Origin of the sequence: Azospirillum cavernae, from assembly GCF_003590795.1 — a bacterium.
In the GTDB taxonomy this organism is placed as follows: Bacteria; Pseudomonadota; Alphaproteobacteria; order Azospirillales; family Azospirillaceae; genus Azospirillum; species Azospirillum cavernae.
The window spans coordinates 296,661-320,369 of record NZ_QYUL01000002.1 but is presented as its reverse complement, the minus strand read 5'-3'; the positions used below and the strand labels follow the sequence as shown (position 1 = coordinate 320,369).

General features: G+C 64.6%; 36 protein-coding genes. 10 read left to right on the top strand and 26 right to left on the bottom strand.

The features are described from left to right. Positions 1 to 5: 5 nt before the first annotated feature. The 11 genes from D3877_RS12920 to D3877_RS12870 all read right to left on the bottom strand — a co-directional run bounded on the left by D3877_RS12920 (position 6) and on the right by D3877_RS12870 (position 10,531). Positions 6 to 356 carry a head decoration protein gene (locus D3877_RS12920; RefSeq protein ID WP_119831211.1) on the bottom strand — a complete coding sequence of 117 codons (351 nt, stop codon included), beginning with the start codon at positions 354 to 356 and terminating at the stop codon, positions 6 to 8. A gap of 12 nt (positions 357 to 368) precedes the next feature. Beyond that, entirely contained in the window at positions 369 to 911 is a 543-nt protein-coding gene (locus D3877_RS12915) for a hypothetical protein (protein WP_119831210.1), read from the bottom strand. A 28-nt stretch (positions 912 to 939) separates the two neighbouring features. Beyond that, a complete protein-coding gene (locus tag D3877_RS12910) occupies positions 940 to 1,797 on the bottom strand; it encodes a S49 family peptidase (protein WP_119831209.1) in 858 nt (285 codons plus the stop codon). 12 nt (positions 1,798 to 1,809) lie between these two features. Further along, complete coding sequence (locus tag D3877_RS12905) at positions 1,810 to 3,390, bottom strand: phage portal protein (protein ID WP_119831208.1); 1,581 nt, start codon at positions 3,388 to 3,390, stop codon at positions 1,810 to 1,812. Further along, entirely contained in the window at positions 3,387 to 3,605 is a 219-nt protein-coding gene (gene gpW / locus D3877_RS12900; RefSeq protein WP_119831207.1) for a gpW family head-tail joining protein, read from the bottom strand. The genes D3877_RS12905 and gpW overlap by 4 nt, the downstream gene beginning before the upstream one ends. Before the next feature lie 12 nt (positions 3,606 to 3,617). Further along, positions 3,618 to 5,573, bottom strand: a complete 1,956-nt coding sequence (locus D3877_RS12895) for a phage terminase large subunit family protein (protein ID WP_119831206.1) — start codon at positions 5,571 to 5,573, stop codon at positions 3,618 to 3,620. Further along, complete coding sequence (locus tag D3877_RS12890; RefSeq protein WP_119831205.1) at positions 5,573 to 6,187, bottom strand: hypothetical protein; 615 nt, start codon at positions 6,185 to 6,187, stop codon at positions 5,573 to 5,575. Before D3877_RS12890 ends, D3877_RS12895 begins: the two co-directional genes overlap by 1 nt. A 139-nt stretch (positions 6,188 to 6,326) precedes the next feature. Further along, positions 6,327 to 7,082, bottom strand: a complete 756-nt coding sequence (locus D3877_RS12885; RefSeq protein ID WP_119831204.1) for a hypothetical protein — start codon at positions 7,080 to 7,082, stop codon at positions 6,327 to 6,329. A gap of 173 nt (positions 7,083 to 7,255) precedes the next feature. Next, positions 7,256 to 7,828 (bottom strand): hypothetical protein, encoded by a 573-nt coding sequence (locus D3877_RS12880; RefSeq protein ID WP_119831203.1) that lies wholly within the window; start codon positions 7,826 to 7,828, stop codon positions 7,256 to 7,258. Positions 7,829 to 8,125: 297 nt separating this feature from the next. Then, positions 8,126 to 9,754 (bottom strand): DNA primase family protein, encoded by a 1,629-nt coding sequence (locus D3877_RS12875; RefSeq protein WP_119831202.1) that lies wholly within the window; start codon positions 9,752 to 9,754, stop codon positions 8,126 to 8,128. Between the two features lie 69 nt (positions 9,755 to 9,823). Beyond that, on the bottom strand, positions 9,824 to 10,531 hold the full coding sequence (locus D3877_RS12870; RefSeq protein WP_119831201.1) for an MT-A70 family methyltransferase: 708 nt from the start codon (positions 10,529 to 10,531) through the stop codon (positions 9,824 to 9,826). Positions 10,532 to 10,629: 98 nt separating this feature from the next. On the opposite strand from D3877_RS12870, the gene D3877_RS12865 reads away from it, so the two are divergent. Together D3877_RS12865 and D3877_RS12860 are read left to right on the top strand one after the other, a co-directional pair. Continuing rightward, positions 10,630 to 10,911, top strand: coding sequence for a type II toxin-antitoxin system RelE/ParE family toxin (locus tag D3877_RS12865; protein WP_119831200.1), 282 nt, complete (start codon positions 10,630 to 10,632; stop codon positions 10,909 to 10,911). A 12-nt stretch (positions 10,912 to 10,923) separates the two neighbouring features. Further along, positions 10,924 to 11,214 (top strand): HigA family addiction module antitoxin, encoded by a 291-nt coding sequence (locus tag D3877_RS12860; RefSeq protein ID WP_119831199.1) that lies wholly within the window; start codon positions 10,924 to 10,926, stop codon positions 11,212 to 11,214. A gap of 20 nt (positions 11,215 to 11,234) precedes the next feature. Here D3877_RS12860 and D3877_RS12855 read toward each other — a convergent pair whose 3' ends face one another. From D3877_RS12855 to D3877_RS12820, 9 genes are read right to left on the bottom strand one after another with little or no spacing between them, the layout of a single operon-like run. Next, a complete protein-coding gene (locus tag D3877_RS12855; RefSeq protein ID WP_147395186.1) occupies positions 11,235 to 11,501 on the bottom strand; it encodes a hypothetical protein in 267 nt (88 codons plus the stop codon). Further along, positions 11,494 to 13,209 (bottom strand): bifunctional DNA primase/polymerase, encoded by a 1,716-nt coding sequence (locus tag D3877_RS12850; RefSeq protein ID WP_119831197.1) that lies wholly within the window; start codon positions 13,207 to 13,209, stop codon positions 11,494 to 11,496. Before D3877_RS12850 ends, D3877_RS12855 begins: the two co-directional genes overlap by 8 nt. Continuing rightward, positions 13,206 to 13,610, bottom strand: coding sequence for an ASCH domain-containing protein (locus tag D3877_RS12845; protein WP_119831196.1), 405 nt, complete (start codon positions 13,608 to 13,610; stop codon positions 13,206 to 13,208). Before D3877_RS12845 ends, D3877_RS12850 begins: the two co-directional genes overlap by 4 nt. After that, positions 13,610 to 14,728 carry a phage Gp37/Gp68 family protein gene (locus D3877_RS12840; RefSeq protein WP_119831195.1) on the bottom strand — a complete coding sequence of 373 codons (1,119 nt, stop codon included), beginning with the start codon at positions 14,726 to 14,728 and terminating at the stop codon, positions 13,610 to 13,612. Before D3877_RS12840 ends, D3877_RS12845 begins: the two co-directional genes overlap by 1 nt. A gap of 3 nt (positions 14,729 to 14,731) precedes the next feature. Further along, a complete protein-coding gene (locus tag D3877_RS30230; RefSeq protein ID WP_199720792.1) occupies positions 14,732 to 14,905 on the bottom strand; it encodes a hypothetical protein in 174 nt (57 codons plus the stop codon). 14 nt (positions 14,906 to 14,919) lie between these two features. Next, positions 14,920 to 15,150, bottom strand: coding sequence for a hypothetical protein (locus tag D3877_RS12835; RefSeq protein WP_119831194.1), 231 nt, complete (start codon positions 15,148 to 15,150; stop codon positions 14,920 to 14,922). A 4-nt stretch (positions 15,151 to 15,154) separates the two neighbouring features. Continuing rightward, a complete protein-coding gene (locus D3877_RS30570) occupies positions 15,155 to 15,721 on the bottom strand; it encodes a hypothetical protein (RefSeq protein ID WP_238474873.1) in 567 nt (188 codons plus the stop codon). A 46-nt stretch (positions 15,722 to 15,767) separates the two neighbouring features. Beyond that, positions 15,768 to 16,121 (bottom strand): hypothetical protein, encoded by a 354-nt coding sequence (locus D3877_RS12825; protein ID WP_119831193.1) that lies wholly within the window; start codon positions 16,119 to 16,121, stop codon positions 15,768 to 15,770. Further along, complete coding sequence (locus D3877_RS12820; protein WP_119831192.1) at positions 16,118 to 16,612, bottom strand: hypothetical protein; 495 nt, start codon at positions 16,610 to 16,612, stop codon at positions 16,118 to 16,120. Before D3877_RS12820 ends, D3877_RS12825 begins: the two co-directional genes overlap by 4 nt. Positions 16,613 to 16,738: 126 nt before the next feature. On the opposite strand from D3877_RS12820, the gene D3877_RS12815 reads away from it, so the two are divergent. Continuing rightward, positions 16,739 to 17,056: a hypothetical protein gene (locus D3877_RS12815; protein WP_119831191.1), complete on the top strand. Its 318-nt coding sequence runs from the start codon at positions 16,739 to 16,741 to the stop codon at positions 17,054 to 17,056. On the opposite strand, the gene D3877_RS29865 is transcribed toward D3877_RS12815, so the two are convergent. From D3877_RS29865 to D3877_RS31035, 3 genes are read right to left on the bottom strand one after another with little or no spacing between them, the layout of a single operon-like run. Beyond that, the gene (locus D3877_RS29865; protein WP_158599916.1) at positions 17,025 to 17,174 is read right to left on the bottom strand and encodes a hypothetical protein; all 150 of its coding nucleotides are present in this window, start codon (positions 17,172 to 17,174) and stop codon (positions 17,025 to 17,027) included. The two genes, D3877_RS12815 and D3877_RS29865, sit on opposite strands and share 32 nt — an antisense overlap. Positions 17,175 to 17,211: 37 nt before the next feature. Next, positions 17,212 to 17,373, bottom strand: coding sequence for a hypothetical protein (locus tag D3877_RS29860; RefSeq protein ID WP_158599915.1), 162 nt, complete (start codon positions 17,371 to 17,373; stop codon positions 17,212 to 17,214). Positions 17,374 to 17,405: 32 nt separating this feature from the next. Next, entirely contained in the window at positions 17,406 to 17,579 is a 174-nt protein-coding gene (locus D3877_RS31035; protein WP_420796897.1) for a helix-turn-helix domain-containing protein, read from the bottom strand. Between D3877_RS31035 and D3877_RS12805 the strand changes: the two genes are divergently transcribed. Next, the gene (locus D3877_RS12805; protein WP_238474872.1) at positions 17,553 to 18,080 is read left to right on the top strand and encodes a helix-turn-helix domain-containing protein; all 528 of its coding nucleotides are present in this window, start codon (positions 17,553 to 17,555) and stop codon (positions 18,078 to 18,080) included. The genes D3877_RS31035 and D3877_RS12805 overlap by 27 nt on opposite strands. Before the next feature lie 688 nt (positions 18,081 to 18,768). Here the strand turns inward: D3877_RS12805 and D3877_RS12800 are convergent. Then, positions 18,769 to 19,845 (bottom strand): tellurite resistance TerB family protein, encoded by a 1,077-nt coding sequence (locus D3877_RS12800; RefSeq protein ID WP_158599911.1) that lies wholly within the window; start codon positions 19,843 to 19,845, stop codon positions 18,769 to 18,771. Positions 19,846 to 20,219: 374 nt separating this feature from the next. Continuing rightward, positions 20,220 to 20,462, bottom strand: a complete 243-nt coding sequence (locus D3877_RS12795; RefSeq protein ID WP_119831188.1) for a hypothetical protein — start codon at positions 20,460 to 20,462, stop codon at positions 20,220 to 20,222. Positions 20,463 to 20,556: 94 nt separating this feature from the next. Between D3877_RS12795 and D3877_RS12790 the strand changes: the two genes are divergently transcribed. Further along, positions 20,557 to 21,030 carry a hypothetical protein gene (locus tag D3877_RS12790; protein WP_119831187.1) on the top strand — a complete coding sequence of 158 codons (474 nt, stop codon included), beginning with the start codon at positions 20,557 to 20,559 and terminating at the stop codon, positions 21,028 to 21,030. Here the strand turns inward: D3877_RS12790 and D3877_RS29415 are convergent. Next, positions 21,027 to 21,356, bottom strand: coding sequence for a hypothetical protein (locus D3877_RS29415; RefSeq protein ID WP_147395184.1), 330 nt, complete (start codon positions 21,354 to 21,356; stop codon positions 21,027 to 21,029). The two genes, D3877_RS12790 and D3877_RS29415, sit on opposite strands and share 4 nt — an antisense overlap. A 128-nt stretch (positions 21,357 to 21,484) precedes the next feature. Here D3877_RS29415 and D3877_RS12785 point away from each other — a divergent pair, with 128 nt between their 5' ends. Genes D3877_RS12785 through D3877_RS12765 form a run of 5 tightly spaced genes read left to right on the top strand, consistent with a single transcriptional unit; the run spans position 21,485 to position 23,698 of the window. Beyond that, positions 21,485 to 21,913, top strand: a complete 429-nt coding sequence (locus tag D3877_RS12785) for a hypothetical protein (protein WP_119831186.1) — start codon at positions 21,485 to 21,487, stop codon at positions 21,911 to 21,913. Positions 21,914 to 21,932: 19 nt separating this feature from the next. Further along, entirely contained in the window at positions 21,933 to 22,253 is a 321-nt protein-coding gene (locus D3877_RS12780) for a DUF6874 family protein (protein ID WP_119831185.1), read from the top strand. Then, positions 22,250 to 22,435: a hypothetical protein gene (locus D3877_RS12775; protein ID WP_119831184.1), complete on the top strand. Its 186-nt coding sequence runs from the start codon at positions 22,250 to 22,252 to the stop codon at positions 22,433 to 22,435. Before D3877_RS12780 ends, D3877_RS12775 begins: the two co-directional genes overlap by 4 nt. Further along, a complete protein-coding gene (locus tag D3877_RS12770) occupies positions 22,425 to 23,345 on the top strand; it encodes a hypothetical protein (protein ID WP_119832415.1) in 921 nt (306 codons plus the stop codon). The genes D3877_RS12775 and D3877_RS12770 overlap by 11 nt, the downstream gene beginning before the upstream one ends. Next, positions 23,342 to 23,698: a helix-turn-helix domain-containing protein gene (locus D3877_RS12765; RefSeq protein WP_119831183.1), complete on the top strand. Its 357-nt coding sequence runs from the start codon at positions 23,342 to 23,344 to the stop codon at positions 23,696 to 23,698. Before D3877_RS12770 ends, D3877_RS12765 begins: the two co-directional genes overlap by 4 nt. The last annotated feature ends 11 nt before the right edge of the window (positions 23,699 to 23,709 follow it).

The following is a 23,709-nucleotide window of genomic DNA, read 5'->3' as shown; positions in this document are numbered from 1 at the left end:
AGAGGTCAGAGGATCGCGCGCAGGAACAGCGGCGAGCCAAGCAAGGCGGCCTTGACGCTGTCCGCGTCGTGGCCCGCGCCGTAGACCAACAGGGCCGGGTTGAAGCAGCCCGCCAGATAGACCGGGGCGTCGGTCGCGCCCGCGTTGGTGTCGGTGGCGGCCAGCAGGATGGCGACGGGCTTTTCCGACCCATCGGTCGCCGCCTGCACGGACAGCGTCAGCGCCCCGGTCGCCGTGACCCGACCCAAGACCGACAACGCCGCCAGCGTCTGCCCGGCGGCGATCCGGCGGGGTTCGCTGTGGACCGGGAAAGACCCGCTGAACAGCGTTTGAGGGGTGTAACGTTCAACAATCATGGCTTCATCTCCTCAACGGGGGCGCGGGCGATGGCCCGTCGCTTTGGCGCGCGCGGCCACCAACGGGTTGGATTTCGCGCCGGACGGGGCGTCGCCGCCAGCCCCCGGCCCGTCGCTGCCGATCTGCGGCCCGGACAGGGACGCCATGGCCTGCCGCAACCCGCCGCCGCTCTTGCCGGTGACGGCCAGAACGCTGACGGCCTGCTTGACCGGCAGCGTGGTGTTGAAGGCCAATTCGCACGCGGCGGCGATGTTTCCGGCGGCGGCAGGGCTGGCGAAGATCGCGGCGCACCGCGCCCGCCCCGCCGACCAGCCTTTGGCGAAGGCGCGGGCGGTCGCGTCCTGCGGGTCGTCGTCTTCCGGGGCGGCGTCCCCATCGCCCCCATCCTCGTTGGGGGCGTCGCCCTCTCCATCGCCCTCGGGTTTGTCCTTGCTGGACTCCCCGTCGGCGGGGGCGTCCTCGTTCGGGGCGTCGCTGTTTCCCGGCGGGGCCTCGCTCCCCTGCGCGCGCGAACGCCCGCCCGGCAACAGATGGGAAAAACTGAATCTCATCATGGCGATGTTCTCCTCAAAAAACTGTTGGTCAAAGCGTGCTGGCGTGGCTGACCAGGGCGGCGAACGCGCGGTCTGGCGACAGGATTGCGTCGGCCAATCCCAAACGAACCGCCTCCGCCACACCAGCGGGGCCAGTGAAGCAACGGGCTTCCGTGCCCATCGCCTGTTCCATCGTCAGCGCGGCGCCGGACGACTGGCGGTTGCGCGCGACGACATCGGCGAAAAGGCGGCGCAGATCATCCACGGTCGCCGTCCAGCGCGCCCGCACATCCTCGGGCAGCGGCTGGAACGGGTTGCCGTCCACCTTGTGTTGACCGGAATGGATCAGGGTGGGCGCGACGCCCTCCCGGCTCAGCAGCGCCGAGAAGTCCCAATGGACGCACAGCGCCCCAATCGACCCCAGCCCGCCGGTGCGCGGAACCGCGACGCTGTCCGCCGACGTCGCGATGGCGTAGGCCGCTGAATAGGCCATTTCCGACAGGATGGCGGCCACCGGCTTTCCGGCGGCGGCCTTCGCCGCCACAATCCATTCGACCAGATCGAAACATCCGGCGACGTCGCCGCCGCCGCTGTCGATGTCCAGCGCGATGGCCTTCACCTCGGGATCGGCGAAGGCGCGGGCGAGCTGCACGCGCAACCCGTCATAGCCGGTGATATAGCCCCAACCGATCCAACACAGCTTTTGCACCAACAGGCCAGACACCGGGATGACGGCCACACCGTCGGCCACCCCGTAGAGCCGCTGGCCGCCGCCAACGTCCCCCACCAGCGCAAGCGCGCCGCGTGGCGGGTTGGAACGCTCAGACCGGAAGCGGATCAGCGCGTCGGCGGCAGCCGCCTCCCACTCCGGCGCCAAAAGCGCCGGACCATGCAACATCGAAAACATGTCGTCCGTCCTTTACGGCTGCGGCTGGCTCTGGCGGGATTCATCCGCGCCCAGACTGGCGGCGGCACCCGCCATCAGCTTGGCGAAATCCGCCTGCGCCGGATGCAGCACGCCCGGCGGCATTTCGCTGATTTCGATTCGGAGCTGCGCCAAGGTTTCCTGATAATCCTTGCCCTGCTCGGCGGATTCATCGTCCAGGGTGGACAGCCCACCGGCGACGCCCAGCAACGCGCCTTGGCGTTCCTTGACCGGGTCCACCCAACCGCGCGGCGGGCCGATCCAATCGCATCGGGCGTAGGCCGCGCGCGCGGCGTAAAAATCGGGCGCGCCGACAGGAAGCACCACCTTGCCCGCGTCGATGGCCTCTTCCAACCACGTCACGTAGATCAGCGAACAGAGGCCGCCTGCGAATGCCTTGCGTCGGCTAATCATCGTCTTCCACGTCTCAAGCAACGCAGCGCGGGCGGAACTGTAGTTTGTTTGCGACCAATCGGTTGATATCTGTTCGTAGGACGAGCCGGTGCCCGCCGCGATGTTGCGCAGGGCTTGCGCTTCGAACGAGGCATAGGCTTGGTTCGGTCGGGTCGCGGTGTGAAAACCGATCTTCTCACCAGGGAACAGGGTGGGAAGACGAACACCGCCCATGCTGATGTTGCGGTTCTCATGGAACGCTTTGCGGAGATCCTGATAGCCGGACAGCTTGCCGTCTTCCAACGCGTCGGCGATCAGGTCGTGGTCGAACGGGCTTTCAATGAAGGCCGCCAGGATGGCGTTCAGCACCGCCGCCTGAAGCTCCACCTTGTCGTAGCGGTCCAGCATCTTCAACCGCTCCAGCACCGGCGTCAGACGACCGACCCCGCGTGACTGTTCGTCACGCTCCTTGTCGAAGAAATGAACGGTGATCGGGCGGCCCCAGGGGGTTTCGCGCGGCACCCGCTCCCAGACATAGGCGTCCCGCCCGGCGTTGGGCCAGTCGTTGGGGTGCCGCTTGCGAATGTGGTAGGCGACCGCCGCGCCCCAGGAATCAAACTCGACCCCGCCGCGCAACGTGTCGGTGTCCATCACATTTTGCGGGTTGGACAAACGGTCAGGGTCCACGACGCGGATGGTGGTGGCGTAGGGTCCGGCGTGCGGACGCCATTGCAGGATCACCACCGCATCGCCGTCGATCACGTAATGGCGATAGGCCAGACCGAACAGACCACCCAAGGTGTAATGACGGGTGGCGTCGCACCAGCGGCCCGGATCGTCCGCCCAAAGTCGGAACTGGCCTTCGACCTGATCGGCCCATTCCGCCGCCCACTCCGCCGACAAGCCCAACGCCCGGTAATCGGGTTTGCAGGACAGGCGCAGGCCGGACCCGATGACGGTGTCGATTTCACGCCGCACCACGCCGGACGCCCACCCGTTGTTGCGCGCCAAATCGCGGATGCGCGCGACGATGTCCGCGCGCTCCGGCAGAAGATCGGCGTCCGCCGACCCCAGGACCGGATGCCACCCCGCCAGCTCGTGACTCATCGGGTCCGACGCCTGATAGGCGGTCGGGGCCGACGCCTGCGCGCGCATGGGCGTCCCGTCGCTGTTGACGATCATCGCCCGAAACTCACGCCGATGGCGCGGCGACGTGCCAAACCCAAAGCCGACTTCAAGCCCATGATTTCAGCGTTCAGATCGGACAGCTTCGCCCGACTAAAGGTCATCGCCTTCCCGCCGTCGGTGATGGACACCACAGCCTTTCCGGTCAAAAGCTCGTCTTTGGCCGCTTCCAGCTTGGACAGGCGAACGCGGAGGATTTGGGGATCGATCATCAAAACCACCGTTCAGGCAAGACGTGACGCAAGGGACAGGGGCCGCTCCGGCGGCTTGTCGGAGGTTGTCGCTTGAGGCGCGGCGTCGCTCTTGACCGCAGGGGACGGCGCGAACCCGGTCATCAGATCCTCAAGGTCGAGCTGGCCGACGGTGGGCGGCGTTTCCAGTTCAGCCTCCAGCCGGTCCCAATCCGCGTCGCTTTTGGTCCGCCAGCCCAACTTGATGGCGCCCGCCTCGGCGTAGATCGCCGTGTCCAACCCCTCGTTGGCCTGATCGCGCGCTTTCACCCAACGCCAGACGGTGAAACCGCGACGGTTCACCGGGACGCGCCGTTCGGCGGTCACTTGACGGAAGAACTCCTCGCCCAGTCCCGCCGGAAAATCGACATAGCCGCGTTCCAACGGGTCCAGCTTGGTCAAGTTCTTGTAGAAACCCAACTTCAGGCCGGAAACGCCGACGTTGAAAAAGCGCTTCTGATAGCGTTTGAGCTTGCCGTCCCGGCCCCGTTCCTTGCGCACCAAGGCGAGCGGCGGCGCGGTGTCGGGGTGGACGCCGCGCACCATGATGACGCGGTTGGTCGGCCAGCGTTTGACCCAATCAAACACCTCGTTGGTCCAGGCGTTGCCGTCGATGGCGGCCAAGGCCGCCTCGCGCTTGTTGCCGAACATGTCGGGCCACGAGCGCTTCATCAGCGCGTCCAGACCGTCCAGCGCTTGGGGCGTGGAAATGTGATGCTCCACGGTTCCATAGTCGATGGTCCAGCGCCGAAGGTCGCGCCCGAAACCAACGAATTGCCATTCGACGCGGTCGTCTTGGCAATCCATGCCATAGACCAGCAGCAGCGCCCCGCGCGGGATGATTCCACGGCGGCGCTCGCCCGCTTCCGCGCGGTCGCGCAAGCCCTCCCACGGCGGGCTTTCCCCCGCCGCCCGATAGGCCCGGCCCAGCGTGTCGTTCTCAAACGCCTGTTCCTTGGCCGGATCGCCTTTCGCCGCGATCCAGGCTTCCGCGATCCGCTGCCAGCTTTCCAGCAGCGAATAGGCGCTCCACAGATGAAAGCCGATGATCGACGCGCCGGGGTTGTCCGCCACCCAACGACCCGCCAGCAGCATGTCCGGCAACTGGTGGCGATGGATTTCCACGCCGCAATCCGGGCAGGTGAAATGCGCGTCTTCGGGATGGGCCTCGTCCAGATTGGCGAGCAGGTTTTCCCATTCCAGACGATGCAGGAAACCGCAATCGGGACACGGCACATGGTAATGTTCTTGCGTCGATTTCTCGAACGCCCGCGTGATGCGGCAATTGTCCTCAATCAGCGGCGTGCTGATCTTGAAGATCTTCGCCCACTCGAACGCCTTTGACCGGCTGTCCGCTTGGGTTTCGGGATCGCCCGCGTTGTTCATCTCCCATTTCGACAGATCGTCCTGAACTTGACGCGGAACGGAAATCATCGACAGCGACGCTTCGGAATTCGCGCCGCTGATCTGAAGGAATCCGCGACCGTCGCGCCGTTCTTGATACAGCGTGCTGTTTCCACCCTCGCGCGTGCTGGCCGCGCCGAACAAACTGGTCAGAACCGCCGTGTTGCGCAGCATGGGCCGCCATTTTGTCCGCGCCCAGCGTGTGGCGTTGCCCTCGCTGGGGTGGATGTACATGAACGGGCCGGGGTCGAGGTCCAGCGCCCCGCCCAGGAAGATTTGCGCCAGCACGGTGCCGCCCAACTGCGCCGATTTCATCATGAGGACGACGCGCGCCGGGTGATCCGGCCCCAAGACTTCCAGAACGCGACGGAAGAAGGGGAACCGCTGGTCTTTGTACGGCCCCGGAAACGGGCTTTCCTGCCCGAACACCAGATTCATGGTGGCCCAGACGTTGAAATCCACCGGCGGGGGTGGTTGCAGCAGATCGGCCATGACGTCGGCGACGACACGGGCCGGATTTGCTAGGAAATCGCCGTCCAACGGCATCAAGCGTCCTCCGCTTCGGCGCCGACGGCGGCGGCGTTGGTGGTGGCGGTCTCCACCGTCAGCGCCGGAACCGCGTCGCGGGTGGCGCGGGCCTGATCGGCCTGTTGCTGGCGGAACTCTCGCCACCGCTGGCGCAGCAGAACGGCGAGTTCCTTCGGATCACGGCTCGGCGTCGCCGCAAGGGCAGGGGCCAGATCGGAAATCCACTGGTCCATGGCGGTCAACAGGCCGCCCAGCTCCTTCGCCCAAGCCGCGCGGGCGGCGTCGGTCTCCAGATACAGCCCACGCTCCGCCTGATCGCGGCGTCGCGCGCGCTCCGCGTCGATTTCGGCGCTGTCCGCCCGCGCCTTCTGATAGCGGGCGGCGTGATCGTCTTCAGGCGAGCGAAAAGACGGCGGCGAAGGGGGCGACGGACGCAGCGCCTGTTGCGCCATCTGCTGGCCCAAGTCCAGCGTGACGCCGAGTTGACGGTCAGCCTCTTCCACGTTGATCTTCGCTGTCCGCCCAGCGCCGATCAGCGCCGATCCAGACAGACGGCCATTGCTGATCCATTGCGACACGGCGGCAGGCGACACGCCGCGATGGCGCGCGAACTCGGATTTGCTGAGGTTCATCGGTGTGCGGTGTGGACTTTAAAGCCAGTTAAGTGAATTTAAGGCTTTGAAATCGCTGTTTCTCTGGCAAACCCCCACGGCGCGAACTTCCCGCAGTGGGGGAAGCGCCGGGAGGGACCCGTTGATTTTCATGGTCCGGTCAGCGGCCACGGGCGGCGGCCCGTTCCAGGGCGCGCCGGAACTGGTCGGGGAACTCGCGGACGACCACGCCTTCGACCGTCGCGGCCATCGGCAAGCGCGGCGCATAGGTTGGCGCGCGAACGAAGGCCATCACGGGTTCGATCCCGCGCGGCATTCCGCCTTTCTTGCCCGGCCCACCCGTTCGCCGATAGACGCCGGGGCGCAGGTGCGCGCCAGCCCCGCCGATGGCGAAGTACAACTCATCTTTCCGCTTGCCCTGGCTACGGTTCTTTTTATTCCGGTTTGCCAGATAGCCGACTTCGCCAAAGGCTTTTAGAGCCGAGATAATCTTGATGATCTGGCCGGTATCCATGTTGCCATGCTCATCCATGTCAGCCTCTTTGCCAGGGTGAATAAAGCGCCCCGCTGGCATCTTCCCCGCGCGAATGAGCTGATTTTCACCACGCTTGTGCGAGCGTTGACCGCCGAAAACCTCTGGCCCCATGAATTTCGCCGCAGGAACGCCTTTGTCCCAAGCGTCGCGAAAATAGACCTTGGCGGTCAGCGTGGAGCTTCTGGCCTTCAACACGCTCAGCGAATTCAGCGCGTACCGCGTCGGACGGTCGAACACGCGCTTCATGTCGTCGCGGAGCGTGCGTTGCGCGATCCAGGCGGTTTCGGTCAGCGCTGTGGCCATGATGCGGCGCGACTGCTGCGACACGCCGCCAACCAGACGGATGGCCACTTCGCCATTCTTGACGTCGATCTTAATCATGGACAGACCACCCCTCTGGCCATCGGCCAAATGAGCGCGCCGCGCGCGGCGGAAAGGGGGATGTGAGTGTCTTGCATGGGGCTGAAACGCCGTGCGCCCGGCGAGAGGAACACTCTGGCCGGGCGCACTATGGCAATCTACGTGAAACACTGGCACAAACACCCCCGCGTCCGTCAAGTGGTTTTTTTCGGCACAGCAAGACGGAAAGTTGCGGCATACCCGGCCAACGCTGTCAACACCGCGTCACGAACCCGATCCTTGCGCAACCCCAACCGCTCATCGAGCTTGGTCGGGGCATCCTCGCCCATCACCACCCGCACCACGGCGACGTCCAACCACAGCGCCCGATGACGACCGCGCAGCAAGCCCGCCTTCTCATCCGCGCGCAGCGACCGACGCCACTCCGCGACCCGCCGCGACGACGGCGACCCGCCACCCGCCGCGCAACCGCCCGACGGAAAGTCCGGTGGGCTGGTCCGGTTCCCACCGTCCACTACCAGCCGGGCCGGATCGACGGCGCGCAAGCCGCTGGCCGCGACCGCGTCCACCATCAGCCCGCGCCCAATGTCCACCGCCGCCGCAAGCTGCGCCGCGTCCATCCGGCCCCGCGCGTACATCAGCGCCACCCAACCGCGCCCACCAGCCAACCCAGGCACGACAGGGTCGCCCCGCTCCGGCAGATCGCGCCACCGGCCCGTCACGACCGCCGCGCCTGCATCATCCGTGACGTTCACCACGACGCCCATGCCCGATTGCTCCCTGAAAATACCGATTGATCCCTGGATTTTTGGATTGCTCCCTCTCTGTAACCCTTGGAAATCCTCATTTTAGGGAGGATAGGGAGGATAGGGAGCAATATTCGCCGGTGGCCTATACGCGCGCGCTCGCCCACGCACGCACACACGCACATGAGGGTGATGTCCGAAAATCGCTCCCTTCGCTCCCTATCCTCCCTAAACCCAGCATTTCCGCGCCTTTCACCAAGGGGGGCATGCCCGCGATTGATCCCTGTCGGGGGAATTGCTCCCTGCCCGTCACCGCGCTCACCACGCCTCGGGCGGCGGCGCGGCGACCGTCTGGGGCGTGGTGAGCAGGCACAGCCCGACATACTCGTTGACACCACAACTTTTGACAGTGCGGAAACCACGATCTTTCATCTTTCGTCCGAACCCGTTTTGCTTGAGCGGTTCCACCGCGTTTCTTTCGCACCACACGGCATAGGCGGCGTAGAGCGCCGTCGCCGTCACCCGTTTGCCCTGGATGCCAGCCGCCTCCGCTTCCAGAAAATCGCCCAGCGGGTCTTGATCGCGCTTGTACTCTTCGACCGCCGCCATGATCTTCGCGGGCGGGTCAAGCCCTTCCTCGCGCCACAACCACAGCCCGGTCAGCAGCCAGTTGAGGACGCCCTCCTTCTCTTCCAGCAGCTTGTCCAGAATGTGCGGATCGCGCTCCTCCGGGGTGATAAACACTTCAAATGGAACGAGGATAACCCGTCGCCAGATGCCAACGTCCTGCCCTCGGATTATGGGCCGGTGGTTCGTCACCATGATCGGCGTGAACTCTGGCCGGAACTCGAACGGGTCGCGGTTCAGTTTGCGGGTCTCCATCGGCTCCCCGCCCGTCACCTCTTTGACCAGCCCTTCCGACAGCGCTTCGCCCTTGTCCGGCTCGCTCATCAGCACCAGCCGCACGCCCGGCAGCTTGGCGATGGACGGCTTCGGCCCGTCCGCCTTCTTCTCCTTTCCGTCAAGAAAAACGCCAACCGGAATGGTCGCGGCATAGTCTCCGAATATCTTTCGGATCAGATCAACCAGCTTTGATTTGCCATTTTTGCCAGTCCCATAGAAGATCACAAATATTTGTTCGGACGTGTCCCCGGTCAGGCAATAGCCCAACAACTTTTGCACGAACAACCGAACCTCGGGGTCGGGCAAAATCCGGTTGATGAAACGCTCGAACTGCGGCGCGGCGGCCTGCGGGCTGAACCCGGCCCCGGCCAGCCGGGTTATCAGGTTCGCGCGCCGGAACCCGCCCAGCCGCATGCCGTCCAGCGTCTCGGGCTGCTGGCGCAGGTCCAGCGTGCCGTTGTCCACGGTCAGCAGCCAGGGGTTGGCGTCCATCGCCCGCGCGGGCTTGGACAGGTACGGCGCGGCCTGCGCCAACGCCCCCTTGACCTGCGGCGTGTTGCCGGACTTGACCGCAAACGCCTCAAACGCTTTCAGGCCGCGTTCCCACGCCTTGATCCGCTCCAGCCGCATTTTGCCCTGGATCATCGGGTCCGGCTCGTCCAACTCGGTTGGCGGCGCGGGCGGCGGGCCAAGATCGCGCAGGGCCATCACTTCGTCGCGCAGCTTTTCGACCATGCGGTGGCACAGCTTCGTCGCGGCCCCCTCGCCCAACTCATAGGCGAAGCGCTTGCCGTCCCACACCGCCCAACCGTTTTGGTCGACGAAGACGAGCTTGTCGCCGGAACGCTGAATCAGCCGCTCGCCGTTGCCCTTGTCGGATTGATCGAAGGCCGCAAGCTCGCGATCCGGCGGCGGCGCGCCATCTTCGTCGTCGTCGGGCGGCAGGACGCCGCCGCCCGCGCCCAGATCGACGGCGACGGCCCCGTCGATCTGGGCGCGCAGGTCGTCTAGCGCCTCGGGAATGCCCCGTGCGTCATCGGGCATAGCCCACCCCTCTTTCGCGCGGGCCAATCTTGAGGGGGCGGGGGGGAGGCGCGGGAGGGCGCGGAACGGTCACAGCCCGCCCGCCCCGGCATCCGCCTGGAATTTGTCCGTCTGATTGCCCCAAACGTCGAAGCCCGGCCAGGATTGGCGGGCGAACAGCTCGCAGGCCGGACCCGTGGGAATCAGGCGGCGCGCCATCGCGTATTGCTCATCGGGCTTACGGCTGTGCTCGCGCGTCTTGGCGTCCAGCGCCGCGCCGCCGTCCAGCAGGATGCCGCGTTCGGATTTGCAGCCCGGCCCATAAGGCGGGTCGCCAATGGCCCACAAGGTGACATGTTCGGTCGAGACCCGAACCACATAGCCCGTCCCGAACGCCAGCTTGTCGTTGACCGTCCGCTTGACCCATGGGAATCCGGTGACATAGCGGAACCCCCATGCCAAGCCCGTCTCGATGGCTTGGGGCAGCATTGGCCATGTCCCCCACAGCCACAGCAGACACCCGCGCTTGTCGGCGAGATGCCCAACCGGCAGGGCCTTGATGTCGGCCAAAGGCATGCAGTCATAATGAGCTTGCGGCGATTTGGCCTCGCCCTTTTTGCTGCGCAAGGCGAGGCGCCACGGCGGATCAGCCATGACGAGCGTGTATTCGCCCGGCAACAGCGGTTTCAAGGACCAGGACGCGGGCGCGCCCGACAGCGTTCCGGCCCGCAAGGGAGCATTGCCCCCAATCGCTGGAAGATCGAACAGGAGGGGGGCGGGGGAGAGGCGATCCGTCATGACCCACCCCCAAAATACGTATCAGGCCATGATACGCCGCCCTTGACTAACGTATCGCGACGCGATACGTTCATGGCACGGCAATCAAGGGCAAGACGATGATCGCGGGCTTCAAGGGCAAATTGGCGGAAGCGATTTGGAACGGCGCGGCGGCCAAGGGTTTTCCGTCCGACCTGATCCGCCCGGCCCAACGCAAACTGGCGATGCTGGCCTCGGCCATTGATCTGAACGCCCTGCGTCAGCCGCCGGGCAACCGGCTGGAAGCGTTGAAGCGCGACCGCGCCGGGCAACACTCCATCCGCATCAACGACCAATGGCGCGTTTGCTTCGTCTGGCGCGACGGCGCGGCCCATGACGTCGAAATCGTCGATTATCATTGAGGAGACACCGCCATGATCGGTCCCAACCCGCCCGTGCATCCGGGCGAAATCCTGCGGGAAGAGTTCCTGATTCCCTTGGGCTTGACGCCCTACGGCGTGGCGCAGGCGTGCCGCGTCCCGCGCACGCGCATCGAGCGGCTGGCGCGCGAGGAAACGCCGGTCACGGCGGACACCGCGTTGCGCTTGGGCCGCTATTTCGACACCGGCCCGGAATTCTGGATGAACCTGCAAACGCTGCACGATCTGTCCGCCGCCGCGCAGGCCGCGACGGACATCGCCGACATTCAGCCGCGCGCGGCGTGATGGAAGGCTGATGTCAGGCTTCATGCCCGCATCCTTTCTCGGTCATGACCGCAGTCGGATCGCCGCCCCGCCGCGCGAACGCGGCGGCGGATGCCTGCGGCGAATGTTTCGGAATCAGCGATCAGAACGACCAACAGGTCGAAGGCGTCGGACCACAGCGCCCGGCATTCCCGGCGCGTGGCGCGGTGGCCCAGAACCCGGCGGCACAGGCGGTAGACGTCCACCGCGCGACGGTCGGTCGCCACCATGAATTCAAAAGCCAGCAGGCGGGCGGCGGCGTCATCCATGGCCACTCCCCGCCGCGACGCTGGCGCGCCGCCGGGCGTCGGCGAAACGCACCGTCACCCGGCCATCCGCGCCGCCCAACGACCGCGCCACGCGGGCGCGCAGTTCCTCCGGCGCGTCGCCCGCGCCGATCACGATCACGGTGCGGATCGCGGCGGGCAGCGCCAGATGCGCCATCGCCGATGGCGGCCCGGCGATCCAGGTTGGAATCGCCGGATAGACGCTGCGCGCCTGCAACCCGCCCAAAACCCCGGCGGCAAGGTGCAGCCGATCACCGGCCAGCTTGCCCAACCGCACCGCCGCGCCGTGCCACGCGCCAATCAGCGCGCGCGACGGCAGCAGCTCGCCGGTCAGCGGATCATGGACGCTGGCCGGACGGCCCGCGCCGTCCAGATAGGTGACGTTGACCGCCCGCACTTCTGGCTGGCCTTGGTCGGCCCAGCGCGCCATCCCGGCCAGCAGCGCCGGGAATTTCCCCAGACACAGCGGCTCGCCGCCGTCCGGCGCATGCAGATATTCCACCTCGCCAAAACCAAACCACGGCCCGACATTGGCCGCGTTCACGCCGTTCGCGGTCAAAAAGGCGGCGGCGGGCGTGTCGGCCAGCGGTTGGCGTGCCGACCACACCGCGCGCCCCGCCGCGATCTGCACGCCCACCGCCACCGGCGTTGGCGCGTCGGCCCGACGACGGCGGGGGGCGGCGCGGGGCGCGCGCTCCGGCGGCGGCGGCACGTCGCGCGGGCTTTTCCGCCCGGAGGCGATGCCGCCTGTGATGATCTTGGTCAGATGTTCGTGGCTCCAGCCGCCCTTGCGCGGGTCGATGGCCCAGGACAGCGCGGCGGCCATCAAATGCTGATGCACGAGGGATTCCGGCAACGCCCCGGTTTCCACAAGCCCGCCCAGCTTGAACGCGGCCTCGTTCAGCGCGTTGTTTTGATTGCCGGGTCCAGTCTGGCGGACCGTCTTGACCTCATCGTCCAGCGCCGCGCGGGCGTAGGGCGACAGGGTTTCCGGCTTCGGCGTCGGGCGGGCGCGCGCCGCCGCTGGAACGGGCTGGCCAACGCGCTTGGCGAGAAACGCCGGAATCTCCCGGCCATCCAAACGCAGGCGCAACCACTCCAGATCCTCCGGCTCGCCCATCAACAGGCGGACCACCCATTCCGGCGCGGGCAAAATCGGCGTCGTCTCCACCGGCCCGCTCCAGGCGTAGCGCCCGCCATTGGGGTGGATCGACGGCGCGGCGAGGATGTAGCCGCCGCTGGACCGGGTGTCGAGGCCGGGGCCAAGCCGCGACCGCGCGCTGTTTTTGACCGCGCGGCCCGGCCATTTGAACAGCCAGTGCCGCCCGCCGCTGGGCGTTTCCTGCCCCAGCGTGGCGGGCAGCGGCTCGCCGAACAGCCCTTCCAGCACCGCCAGCGTCTCAAAGCCGTTTTCGCCGGGCTTGTCGCCGACGGCCTCTTTGACGTCGGCGTCGAGCACCCAAAAGCCCGCCGCCTCGCCCACCGCCAGCCCAACATTCGCCGACGGCCACCGCCGCCAGTACTGCCCAACCCAATAGGCCGACGTCTTGGCGTCCAACACGCCGTGTTCAAAGAAATCCTTTTCCTTGTAGGGGATTTTCTGCCCCGCGACGCAGGGGAACACCGGCCACCCCCGCGCCGCATAGTCAGCGGCGGCGGCGACCAGCTCAGGACCGGGCTTTTCGGTCATGGCCGAATCTCCCACCGGATCAAAACGCCGTCGAACAGGGGCGTTTGCTCATGTTCCGACGCCCAGAACCGCGCCAGATCGGCCCAATCCACGAAGCCGTCCTGTCGCGCGAAGGCGTCCAGCTCAACGGCGTTGCAGAATGTTCCTTGGCCGATCTGGACCGACGGCGACGCGCCGAACGACAGGCAGATCGCGGAGACATCCGTGCAGATCGCCCGGCCCAGCAAGCGGCACGAGTTGGTGCGCATCCCCGTGTAGAGCTGGATTTCTTCGCCGGGCCGCGCATGGCGCTTGCGATCCGCGCGAATGGTCTGGCGCTTCGCGCCCGGCTGCAACGGGCCGGGTTCCAGCCCCAAGAGGATCGGCGGGGCGAATCGCTTTTTGAAGGAATAGGCCACCATCAGACCACCTCCGGGACTTGGTCCCAGGTGCGTCCGTCCAACAGGCCACCGGCAGCCTTCTTGCCGACGCGGTACAGGAGGGCGAGATTGTCCTCGCCGCCCGCGTAGCCATCACGGTTCTGCAATTCCAAGCTTTCCTGCGCCTCGCTCGGAACATCTTCCGCCGGGAGCCACTCACCCCACTGCTTGAAGAAAAAGGGAACTCCCGCCGCCGCACACTGGTCGCGCACCGACCGGAACCAATCCGGGTGCGTGGGCCGCGCGCAGGGGCCGCTTTCGCCCCCGGTGATGACCCATCCCAGGCGTGACCCACCGGACAGGGTTCGAGACGATTCGCCCGCACAACCGGGAATGTAGAGTTCTCCGGTTAGGGCGTTGCGTTGACCTCCGTGGTCTCCCATATCCCAAAACAGGCTTTCCACCGCCGTCAAGTCCACCGCCCCAAGCATCGGTTCCACCGACAGGAAGCGCAGGACCGACGGCGCGCCCAGCAGCTCCGACACCCGCTCGTTCGCTGTTGGCTGATTTTCGACGGTCGCCCCCGTCCAGACATTGGGGAGCGGCCAGTACGGCAACCGATCCTTGCCGCTTTCGTCCACCACCTTCAGCGCAAAGTGCAGATCACCGGCCCGGTTAGATTGGCTGCCAAGCGTGTAAAGGCACCTGTTGATCCGATACGGGGTCTCCCGCGCGGTCAGATAGCGCCGCATCCGATCCGGGCGCTTGGTCAGCAGCAGGAACAGGTGATGACGGCACAAGGCCATCATCGCGAACACCTGATCGATCCAATCTTGATCGACGCGGGCGTGGAACAGGTCCGCCATGTCGCAGACGAAATAGACCCGGCTCCGCTTCGCTTTGATCGGAACACTCAGCGCCTCCGGGACGAACCGGAGGGTGCCGTTGAAGCGGGGAACGCCGTTGGAGTCCAGATCGGTCAGACCGCCCCAGATGCCGTTGCCCTTGTGCCCAAAGCGGTGGGCAATGCCAGCGGCGTAGCAGTTCCGGCAAGCCTCGCTCGCGCGGCTGCATCCCCGGATCGGGTTGATGCTGGCCGGGATGGCGTTGCGCGCCTGCGCCAACGCGACCAGCCACTCTATGGTGCAGTGATCGCCCATGGCTCAAGCCTCCCCAAGCGGCAGCCGTCGCCGGTCAGCGGCGTGTTGGGCGTCTGCGGCCATCACCGCAAGGTTGCTGCGGTAGCGGTCGAACAGCGCGGGCATTTTGGGCAGATCGTCGCCGAACTGGCGCATCAGCCGGGCGTTCTCGAACGCCGCGCGAATGGAGTTTTTCATGGTCGCGGCCCCCTTCACGCCCGACCCGCCGGAGACGCGCCCCGGTGGTCGAAGTCTTGCCGGTCGCCCCAGCCTTCGCCGGGGCCGATCATCCGAACATTCACCAGGAACCCGGCGGAAACCTCGGACGCGGCGACGGCGGGCCAAGAGGCGTCGCCGAAGTCAAAGAAACGACGCGCCAGATGATCCATGCTGTCGGGACCGCCCCAAACGTCGAACACGAGGACAGATGACTTGCTCGCCATGACGTCACGCTCCCACCGGCTGTTCACCGGCCCGCAGGCGGCGGGCGATCCCGGCGACGCCCAGCGCGCAGCCGCGCGTCGCGTCCCGCATCGGGTCTTTCGGCTTCCAATGCTCCGCCGACCAGGGCCAGGAATCGGACGGTTGGCCCGGCGGGAAGTCGTCGCGGCGGTGGTAGCCCGCGTGGGACAGATATTCGCCACCGGCGGTGTCCAGCAGGCCCGGCGGATAAACGTCGTCCCGCTCCGCCGAATGGCCTTCGTCCAACCGCTGGCGCGCCAACTCGTCGGCCACCAGCGACAGCGCCACCACGTCGTCCGCCGTCAGCCCCTCGCGAAGCACCAGGATCGGCATGGTGAAACTCCCGCGCCGCAAGTCCTGCGCGGGAGTTTCACCGTACGGCAGCAGCGCCAGCCCATAGACGGTGGTTGTCCGCGTAACCGGGCACCATGTCGGACGGACCTCTTTTCCGAACCGTTGGCGCCCCAGCGGGCGGATGGCGAAGCGCGCGCACCACTGCCGATAATCGGCGAAAAGCGCTTGCGTCGTGATCGACAGGCCGGGTGCGGCCATCGTCCGTCTTGCCAAATAGATCGTCAGATGTCGTGGGGTCACGGGGTCAATCCTCCATGGCGTCCGCGCTGTGCGCGGCATGGGTTGAGGCGGACGGCGCGAACAGGGGCATGTCGGTTTCGACAGTCCCGGTCTGCGCCAGATCGAAACGGCGGCGGTAGGCCGCGCAGAAAGGGGCGTTGAAATTGGCGAGCGCGACGGACAGGGCGTGATCGTCCATGTCCCCGGCCAGCCACGCGGCGGCGACCTGCGCCAGACCGCGCGCGGCGCTGGGGACGTCCGGCACAGCCGCGACGGCGGCGGACAACCGCTCGCGGTCGGCGTCCTGCCTGCGACCCAAGAGGGCTTGGCCACAGGCGACCGACAGGGCGATTCCGGGATCCAGCGCGCGGGCGGTCATGACGCCACCCCGACGGGGCGCGGGGCGGGCAGCGCGGCGAGGACATCCTGTTCCAGCGCGTCGAGCACGCCGCGCAGGTCGGACAGGGCGTGCAGGACGGCTCGGGCCTCCTCCGGCGTGATCTGTCGCCCGCCGTCGCCCGATGGGCAGCGCGCGCGCCGCAGCTCTGTGGCCAGATCGCCCATTTCGGCCATCGCGTCGGCCAGCCGCGCCACCGGGTCGGTGATGCCGCTGGCGAATTCCGCCGCCTTGCGCAGATCGGCGCGATAGGCGGCGAGGATCAAAGCCGTCTCGCCGCGCGCCACCATCGCCCGGTCAAGCCGCAGGGCCTGGAACAGCGGGATATTATGGCCGTCGTCGTCGGGGTCCGACCAGGCGCGCGCCAGACGCGCGCTTTTGCCGGTGACGCTTTCGATTGTCGCGTCGCCCAACACGGCGTGCGTCAAAAAAACGGCGTCTTCCAGCGACAGCGGGTCACGGCGCTTGGTCATTGTCCGATACTCGCTTTTTGGGAAAAGAACTGCATTTGTGACGCGCGCGAGTGGCAGCTCAGACCGTGACCGCGACGGTCGCGCGCGCTACCATCCGACACCATCACTCGACAAAGGAGACCGCCAATGGCTTTGAACCCGATGACCAAAGAAGCGCTGACCGTTTGCCGCCTGGAATTCGAGGACGAAAAGCCCACCGCCCCAACCGGGGCGCAGATCGAGGAAGCCCCGGACGTGGTCAGCATGACGTCAGCCGCAGTGGATAATGGCGTCGCCTTTTCACTGGTTGTCCGCGACGAAGGGCGGGACACCACAAAGGTCTTGTTCTTCAACCCGGTCGCCGCGAAACATCTTGCCGACATGATCCTTGCGGGCGGCTGGCAAGCGGGCTGGTTGGATGAGCGGGGGAACATCACCCCTGCTTCTTCCGATAGGGGCGACTGATCGGATAGTAAGTCACGGGCGGAGCGTTGGCGACCAGATGCGCGAACAGAGCGGGGTCCATCGGCGCGCCCAGCTCTGGCTCGACAAACGGCACGATCTGGCCTCTGGGAAACTTCATTTTCACGCGCTCGACCGGAGCAGCGGGCGACTGTTCGTCATGGTTTTTGGTCATTGTCCGTTACTCGCGTGATGATTGAACAAGACTGTTGATGATCGCCCGGCCACACTGTGGCATGGACCACACTCACCGCCGGACGCAGCACCGCCGCCCACAGCAGCCAGCCCGCCAGAACAAGGCAGGCCAGCAGCACGGCCACGCCCCTCCCAAGAGTTTTTTTATCCGTCTCAGTCATGGCGAATTTGAAGGCGAAGGAACTTCGAAGAAAAGAGAGTCAGACCATGTTAGAGATTCACGATTCATCGCGAATTTTCTGATTTTTACCAAATCATCACGCGATGGTTCGAGAGAACCACGCTCCCACCGACTGATGGTTGCTTGGTCACGCTCGACAATCCCGGCCATTTCTTTTTGCGAAATGCCGAGAATTATCGTGCGGATATGCTGCATCTGGTTCATGGCAAAAACCGTATGCGCATACGCATCGTTTGGCAACAGAAAAATGCGCTTGCGCATTTGCACAGCCTAGCGAGCCGCTATATGCCTATACGCATGGTAAATCTGGCAGAGAAGATCATTCGTCTCCTGAACCAGCACAAGCTGACGCAGCTTGAGCTGGCTGAGAAGATCGGCGTCCATCAGTCAACTGTGAACAGGTGGACGAAAGGCGCTGACATCAAACCAGAAAATCTGATCGCCCTGGCCTCTTTTATAGGCCAAACCGTCGATGACTTCCTGTTGTCGGAAAGCGTCGATGCTACGATCTCAGATGACGCAGCCATGGCACGTCTGATTGACGACATGCGCACTATTGGCAGCGTTGATCCTGAAGCGCGGAAGAATTTTCAAGACTATGCTCATAAGCAAGCCGAGACTTTTCGCGCACGTCTCGGGCTTTCCGAATAATCAACAACTGAATCTCGCGCTGGATATCCGGCGGCAAGATTGAATAGTCTTTGATAAAATCATCAAGTCGATCTTCTGACACGAGAACCCCCAAAACATACAGGCCACCCTCTTGATCGAAGAGAAAATCTATCGAGCAAGCGGGAACATTCAACCGAGAGAAGCAGGCCGCCTGCTGCAATTGGGACATATCCCGATATCGCAAGAACTTCCCATTTCTCCCACCACATGCGAATCTCTGCCTTGCCTGATCGGGCGCAGACAGTGAGTTGACGCCTCATGCGCATGAGCGCGGCGACAATACCCGGCGAGGTGGGAGCCTCGTAAGAGCCTAGATGTGGTCCCCACCGCATCTAGGCTTTTCTGCACTTTGGGCTTGTGCATCACCTCATGTTATCGCCACAGCGCATTCAATGGTAGTCTATTGTTGCTTCAGAATTGTAATAATTGCATACTGTAGCATTCACATATAGCCACTCTCCGCGCGGAGCGGATGGTCTAAGGCCACATCAAGCCGGAAATCACCGGCCCTAAAAAACTATGCGTTTGCGCATTTTTCTATTGCGTATCGAATGCGTATGCGCATAACGTTTTTCTGCTTGCAGGAATACCGCGCAAGCGCCTCCCTAAACTCCCCCTGGACGGACCTGCTTCCGTCCAGGGGATTTTCCAGGGCGAACGAATGGTTTTAGCCGCCAAGCTCTTGTTGAATGCGCATGACAAGCTCGACCTCAGCCGGGTCTTGCACGCCGTCCGCGTCCATCAACTGGATGGCATGGCTGACCAACAGGCGCTGTTCTTCCATCGGCGCGGCGTTCAGGGCCATCAAGCATTCCGAAAGCACATCGGCGCTTGGGAACTGTCGCTTCAGGTAACGGGTCAGCGCCTCTCGATCCTTTTGATCGGTCGCGATCCCGGCCATTTCAGCCCGAACGGTGATGTAGGACAGGATCACGTTGATTTCTTCATCCTGCATCACACCATCGGAACGCGCCAAGGCGGTCAGTATCCGAATGCCGTCACGGGCGGCGCGCCGTTGGGCCATGCCCGGTTTGTCCGTCGGCCTGATGTCGATGGGCGCCACCACGGAGGCAAGCCTTGGAACTGCCGCCGACGGGACGGATTCGGGCGCGCGATCTTCCGCCGGGGCGGGCTTGGCGCGCTCGCGGCGCGTTGGCGCTGTCGGTTCAACCGGATCGTCGGGAATCTCCAGCCCCAGTTGATCCACAAAAAAGGATCGCGGGCTGTGGCATTCACCGTCTACGTCGATCACGTCAACGATGCGGTCAAACCGAAAAGCGCGTGGCGCGCCGCGCTCGTGACAATAAGCCTGGATGTAGGTTCGCGCGCCATCGCTGTACAAATCCCGCATCGTGATGCGGCGACGGCTCTGGTTCCCTTTCGAATCGCGATAGTCGATGGCGAAGGTCATGCCCGCCGCATCTTCGGCGAGCGGTTCAAACTCCGCGTTGCCAACCATGAAGTGCTTTCGGCGCGGGCGCACCGCTTCCTGCGCCCTGCCTCCGGCCATGGCTTCAAGGGCGTCCTGTCTGGCCAACTCCTCAACGGCTTTCAGCCGGTCAGAGGAAGCGTCATGCACCGGCCTGTCCACCACGACATAGGTTTCCGTGATGGTGACGGCCACGCCCACCATGTCGGCGTCATCATCAGCGGTCAGTCCCACCGGATGGAAGTCCGGCGGCATAGCGGGCGGACGGTTCTCGGTACGCCGGAACAGCCCGCTCAATCGATCCCACAGACCCATGTTCGCGCCTCTATCGGTTGTGTCGCAACGCCGATGGTACGCGCGGGCGAGCCGGGCCGAAAGGTCCGGCTCAACCTTCAAGACACAGGAAGCACGATGAAGAAACCAACCCACGCCCAGCGCGCCCATGGTCTGCACGCCACCGCCTGCAAGATGGGCGCAACCGTGACGTTCCCGTGCCCCGTTGGGATGTTGCGCTCCCTTTTTCGCGAGCATCGAGAGAGGAAACAGGCCGCCGGAGAATGGACGGCTGAAGATGAAACGGATTTCGTCATCTGGAGAAACATGACCTGGGGTAAGCCTGAGTATTGGCCGACCGAAAAAGAACGGGCGTTTCTGTTGAAGCGCCTGCTCCCCCCGACCCAACAGGTCGGTCAGTCCTCGGCTTCAACAGAGCCGTGCTTGAGGGTGGCGACGATCATTTTCACGATGGGTTCACCATAGGTCTTCACCGAATGCGGCAGGTGGGCTTGGGCATCCCGCAGGTGCGATTCCACATCGTCCTGAGGAACCTCCTTTGAAACCAAGCCCCTTGCCAGATGACCGCACACCGCAGCAAGAGCGACCACTTGGCATTCGAGGCGGTGAATCGCCTCCTGCATTTCGTCTTCCGTCATAGGAACGCTCCATCGGTTGTGTTGCAACCCCGATGGTACGCGCGGTTGAGCCGGGCCGAAAGGTCCGGCTCAACCAAACCGCACAGGAGAACCCATGAAGAAAACGTGCCGCGCCCAGCGCGCCCATGGTCTGCACGCCACCGCCCGCAAGATGGGCCGCCGCATCGCCGATCTGGCCGCCAACGGCAGCGTCGTGACCGACGCCGATCTGTTGACCGACTTCACCACCACCGCCCTCGCCAAACACGGCCCCGCCGCCCGCGCCCACGCCCGCGCGCTGTTGGGCATGAAACACCCCACCCCCGTTGATCGGAAGCCGTCCATCGCCAAACTGCCGGGCGTGCGGCTCGTTCTGACGGACGAACCGGAAAAGGGCGATGGGTTGTCGGAAAGTCTGGTCAAGGAAGTGACCGGCGGCGAACCGATGGAGACCCGGAAGTTGCACGGCGTCCGGGTCAACTTTATCGAAGGGCCGGTCACCAACCATCGGCCCGCCATTACCGAACAAGACGTTGGCATCTGGCGGCGTGTGGAGCCGTTACAAGCTGTCGAAGAGTGGAAAGGTTAAGAGCGCGGTTGTCCAACCTTTTTGGGCTTGGCAACGCGAACCTCACCCTTTGCGTCCAACCAACCCAATTCCAATCCAGAATTCTTCAGAATTCCGATCATCTCGCGAACAACAAGGGGGTCAAAAGCTAAATCAATCGTTTCTGAATGGCCGCCCTTGTTCACAACGAGCCGAGCAATTAGGCCATTATCCAGAGTCACTGAAGATAAACTTAAAACGTGAAGCGCTTTTTCTATGTCGTGAGCATCAGGGGGCGGAAGTCTGTATTTCTCAATGCGCCCCTTAAGGAACTCAACCTCGTCAACACTCAAGCCTTTTGACGACATTCGCACGCTCCATCGGTTGTGTTGCAACCCCGATGGTACGCGGGAACGAGTAGAGCCGAAAGACCCGTCTCAACCCAAACGACACAGCGCCCGGCCTAACGGCCCCGCATCACCACACGAACAGGATCATGACCGAAACGCCCCATCCGGCGGCGAACGGCGGAGCTTTGCCCGCCGCGCCGCAGACCAGCGACCCCGATCTTGAAGCGGTCTATCGCCTGTGGATCGACATGATCCGGGAAGCCCGCATGCTGGGCGGTCGCGACGCGGCCCGGCGGCTGTGGCGTCAATCGCCGTTGCCGCCCCTGGACGCGGCGCGCCGGGGAAAGGACACGCCCGATTGGGTGGACTCCTTCCTCGCCGACTGCACCGAACCGGCCCCCGGCGCCCGCCTGAAGGCCGAAGCCCTGTGGTGCGCCTATCTCGGCTGGTGCCAACCGCGCGGCCTGGAACCGATCACCCGCAAGGGCCTGCTGCTCCAGATCGCGCGCCACGGCCTGAACCGTCAGAAGGCCAGCATCGTCTATTTCCTGAACCTGCGCCTGCGGGTGCAGTGACCAACCAAAAGGACACGCCATGATTTCGTTTGACGTCTCAGCCCGTGACGCGGGCCTCATCGTCAAGATCGTGAACCGCGCGGCTGCCGCCTGTCGGCTTGCAGGCGCGCCGAAGCTCGACCGCCACGACGTGGCCATGAGTTTGACCGCCTGCCACGCCAACGGCTGCCCGCTGGACCTGGAAAAGCTGCTGGCCGCCGACGACTTCAATCTGCTGCACGACGTCACCGGCATCCACCGCCACATCAGCACAGAGGACGCCCAGCTTGGCGGCTGCTTCCTCCCCCGCGCGTGCCTGAAGCTGGCCGACGACGCGGCGAACGCGGAGGCTGGGCGATGACCAAACAGCAGAAGCTTCATCAAGCGGGTCTTGCCGCCGTAACGAAACTCGAAACCGTTCTGGACGGTTTGAAAGCCGCTGGCCCCTGCCCGTTGGACGGGCGCAACGCCGTTCTGAATCTGCGGCAGCAGGTTGAAGGGTTGCTCAACCGCTTTCAGCAGGATGCCGACCATGCCCTGTGAATGCTTCGTGCAAAAGCGCTTCATCGGTCGAAACGCGGTCGTGATCGAACAGGCGAACGACATCATCGCCGACTATCAGCGACAAGGCTTCACGCTGACGCTGCGCCAGCTCTACTACCAGTTCGTCGCCCGCGCCCTGATCGAGAACAGTCAGCAGAGCTACAAGCGTCTCGGCCAGATCGTCAACGACGCCCGCATGGCCGGGCTGGTCGATTGGGAAGCGATTGAGGACCGCACCCGCAACCTGCAACAGGTCAGCACCTGGAACGACCCGGAGGACATCATCGCGGCAGCCGCCAGCAGCTTCCGCGTGGACCGTTGGGCCGACCAGCCCGCCCACGTCGAGGTGTGGATCGAGAAAGAGGCGCTGGTCGGCGTGATCGAGCGGGTGTGCAACGACCACTACGTTCCGTTCTTCGCCTGCCGGGGCTACAGCAGCCAGTCGGAACAATGGCGCGCGGGGAAGCGGCTGCGCCGCGCCCACAACCGGGGCAAACAGGTGGTGATCCTGCATTTGGGGGACCACGACCCCAGCGGTCTGGATATGACCCGCGACAACGACGAACGGTTGGCGCTCTTCGCGGCGGCGCCGGGGGCTGTAGAAATCCGGCGGCTCGCCCTGAACATGGATCAGATCCGCAGATTCAAGCCGCCGCCCAACCCGGCAAAGGAAGCCGACAGCCGCTTCGCCGACTACGTCAAGAAGTACGGGTCGAAGTCTTGGGAGTTGGACGCCCTCGATCCAACGGTGATTGACGGCCTGATCCGCGACCAACTGAACGAGCTGATCGACCGCCCCGCTTGGGACGAGGCGGTGATGCGCGAATCGCAGTACCGCGACCAGCTCGAAGAAGCGTCAAACCGTTGGGACGAGGTGACGGACATCCTCTTCCCGTCGCAGGAGGGATGATCGTGACCGACAGAAATGGCGGCGACGTCCTGCCGAAGCGGCTGACCGAAGAAGAGGCCGCGCAGGAAATCGGCATCTCACGCGGATCGCTGCGGAGTTTGCGCAAATCCGGCCAGATCGGTCATGTCCGCATCCTCAACAAAATCTACTACCTGCCCGACCAACTCAAAGCGTACTTCAACAACCAACGCGTTGAACCATGCCAGACCACAGCGACAAGCCTGGATACTTCCAAGGCTATTGGCTCGAACAGAAGCCCGGACGCGATTCCGGGGTCTGGTATCGCGCATGGTACGATCAACCCAGCCGTCAGGTCCGCCGCGTCTCGACTGGCGAGCGAGACTTTTCGATAGCCCAGCGGGCG

Bases quoted from the DNA above. Each gene is read 5' to 3' on its own strand.
- D3877_RS12920 (WP_119831211.1), bottom strand. From the start codon at position 356: ATGATTGTTGAACGTTACACCCCTCAAACGCTGTTCAGCGGGTCTTTC.
- D3877_RS12915 (WP_119831210.1), bottom strand. From the start codon at position 911: ATGATGAGATTCAGTTTTTCCCATCTGTTGCCGGGCGGGCGTTCGCGC.
- D3877_RS12910 (WP_119831209.1), bottom strand. From the start codon at position 1,797: ATGTTTTCGATGTTGCATGGTCCGGCGCTTTTGGCGCCGGAGTGGGAG.
- D3877_RS12905 (WP_119831208.1), bottom strand. From the start codon at position 3,390: ATGATCGTCAACAGCGACGGGACGCCCATGCGCGCGCAGGCGTCGGCC.
- gpW (WP_119831207.1), bottom strand. From the start codon at position 3,605: ATGATCGATCCCCAAATCCTCCGCGTTCGCCTGTCCAAGCTGGAAGCG.
- D3877_RS12895 (WP_119831206.1), bottom strand. From the start codon at position 5,573: ATGCCGTTGGACGGCGATTTCCTAGCAAATCCGGCCCGTGTCGTCGCC.
- D3877_RS12890 (WP_119831205.1), bottom strand. From the start codon at position 6,187: ATGAACCTCAGCAAATCCGAGTTCGCGCGCCATCGCGGCGTGTCGCCT.
- D3877_RS12885 (WP_119831204.1), bottom strand. From the start codon at position 7,082: ATGATTAAGATCGACGTCAAGAATGGCGAAGTGGCCATCCGTCTGGTT.
- D3877_RS12880 (WP_119831203.1), bottom strand. From the start codon at position 7,828: ATGGGCGTCGTGGTGAACGTCACGGATGATGCAGGCGCGGCGGTCGTG.
- D3877_RS12875 (WP_119831202.1), bottom strand. From the start codon at position 9,754: ATGCCCGATGACGCACGGGGCATTCCCGAGGCGCTAGACGACCTGCGC.
- D3877_RS12870 (WP_119831201.1), bottom strand. From the start codon at position 10,531: ATGACGGATCGCCTCTCCCCCGCCCCCCTCCTGTTCGATCTTCCAGCG.
- D3877_RS12865 (WP_119831200.1), top strand. From the start codon at position 10,630: ATGATCGCGGGCTTCAAGGGCAAATTGGCGGAAGCGATTTGGAACGGC.
- D3877_RS12860 (WP_119831199.1), top strand. From the start codon at position 10,924: ATGATCGGTCCCAACCCGCCCGTGCATCCGGGCGAAATCCTGCGGGAA.
- D3877_RS12855 (WP_147395186.1), bottom strand. From the start codon at position 11,501: ATGGATGACGCCGCCGCCCGCCTGCTGGCTTTTGAATTCATGGTGGCG.
- D3877_RS12850 (WP_119831197.1), bottom strand. From the start codon at position 13,209: ATGACCGAAAAGCCCGGTCCTGAGCTGGTCGCCGCCGCCGCTGACTAT.
- D3877_RS12845 (WP_119831196.1), bottom strand. From the start codon at position 13,610: ATGGTGGCCTATTCCTTCAAAAAGCGATTCGCCCCGCCGATCCTCTTG.
- D3877_RS12840 (WP_119831195.1), bottom strand. From the start codon at position 14,728: ATGGGCGATCACTGCACCATAGAGTGGCTGGTCGCGTTGGCGCAGGCG.
- D3877_RS30230 (WP_199720792.1), bottom strand. From the start codon at position 14,905: ATGAAAAACTCCATTCGCGCGGCGTTCGAGAACGCCCGGCTGATGCGC.
- D3877_RS12835 (WP_119831194.1), bottom strand. From the start codon at position 15,150: ATGGCGAGCAAGTCATCTGTCCTCGTGTTCGACGTTTGGGGCGGTCCC.
- D3877_RS30570 (WP_238474873.1), bottom strand. From the start codon at position 15,721: ATGGCCGCACCCGGCCTGTCGATCACGACGCAAGCGCTTTTCGCCGAT.
- D3877_RS12825 (WP_119831193.1), bottom strand. From the start codon at position 16,121: ATGACCGCCCGCGCGCTGGATCCCGGAATCGCCCTGTCGGTCGCCTGT.
- D3877_RS12820 (WP_119831192.1), bottom strand. From the start codon at position 16,612: ATGACCAAGCGCCGTGACCCGCTGTCGCTGGAAGACGCCGTTTTTTTG.
- D3877_RS12815 (WP_119831191.1), top strand. From the start codon at position 16,739: ATGGCTTTGAACCCGATGACCAAAGAAGCGCTGACCGTTTGCCGCCTG.
- D3877_RS29865 (WP_158599916.1), bottom strand. From the start codon at position 17,174: ATGAAGTTTCCCAGAGGCCAGATCGTGCCGTTTGTCGAGCCAGAGCTG.
- D3877_RS31035 (WP_420796897.1), bottom strand. From the start codon at position 17,579: ATGGCCGGGATTGTCGAGCGTGACCAAGCAACCATCAGTCGGTGGGAG.
- D3877_RS12800 (WP_158599911.1), bottom strand. From the start codon at position 19,845: ATGGGTCTGTGGGATCGATTGAGCGGGCTGTTCCGGCGTACCGAGAAC.
- D3877_RS12795 (WP_119831188.1), bottom strand. From the start codon at position 20,462: ATGACGGAAGACGAAATGCAGGAGGCGATTCACCGCCTCGAATGCCAA.
- D3877_RS12790 (WP_119831187.1), top strand. From the start codon at position 20,557: ATGAAGAAAACGTGCCGCGCCCAGCGCGCCCATGGTCTGCACGCCACC.
- D3877_RS29415 (WP_147395184.1), bottom strand. From the start codon at position 21,356: ATGTCGTCAAAAGGCTTGAGTGTTGACGAGGTTGAGTTCCTTAAGGGG.
- D3877_RS12785 (WP_119831186.1), top strand. From the start codon at position 21,485: ATGACCGAAACGCCCCATCCGGCGGCGAACGGCGGAGCTTTGCCCGCC.
- D3877_RS12780 (WP_119831185.1), top strand. From the start codon at position 21,933: ATGATTTCGTTTGACGTCTCAGCCCGTGACGCGGGCCTCATCGTCAAG.
- D3877_RS12775 (WP_119831184.1), top strand. From the start codon at position 22,250: ATGACCAAACAGCAGAAGCTTCATCAAGCGGGTCTTGCCGCCGTAACG.
- D3877_RS12770 (WP_119832415.1), top strand. From the start codon at position 22,425: ATGCCCTGTGAATGCTTCGTGCAAAAGCGCTTCATCGGTCGAAACGCG.
- D3877_RS12765 (WP_119831183.1), top strand. From the start codon at position 23,342: ATGATCGTGACCGACAGAAATGGCGGCGACGTCCTGCCGAAGCGGCTG.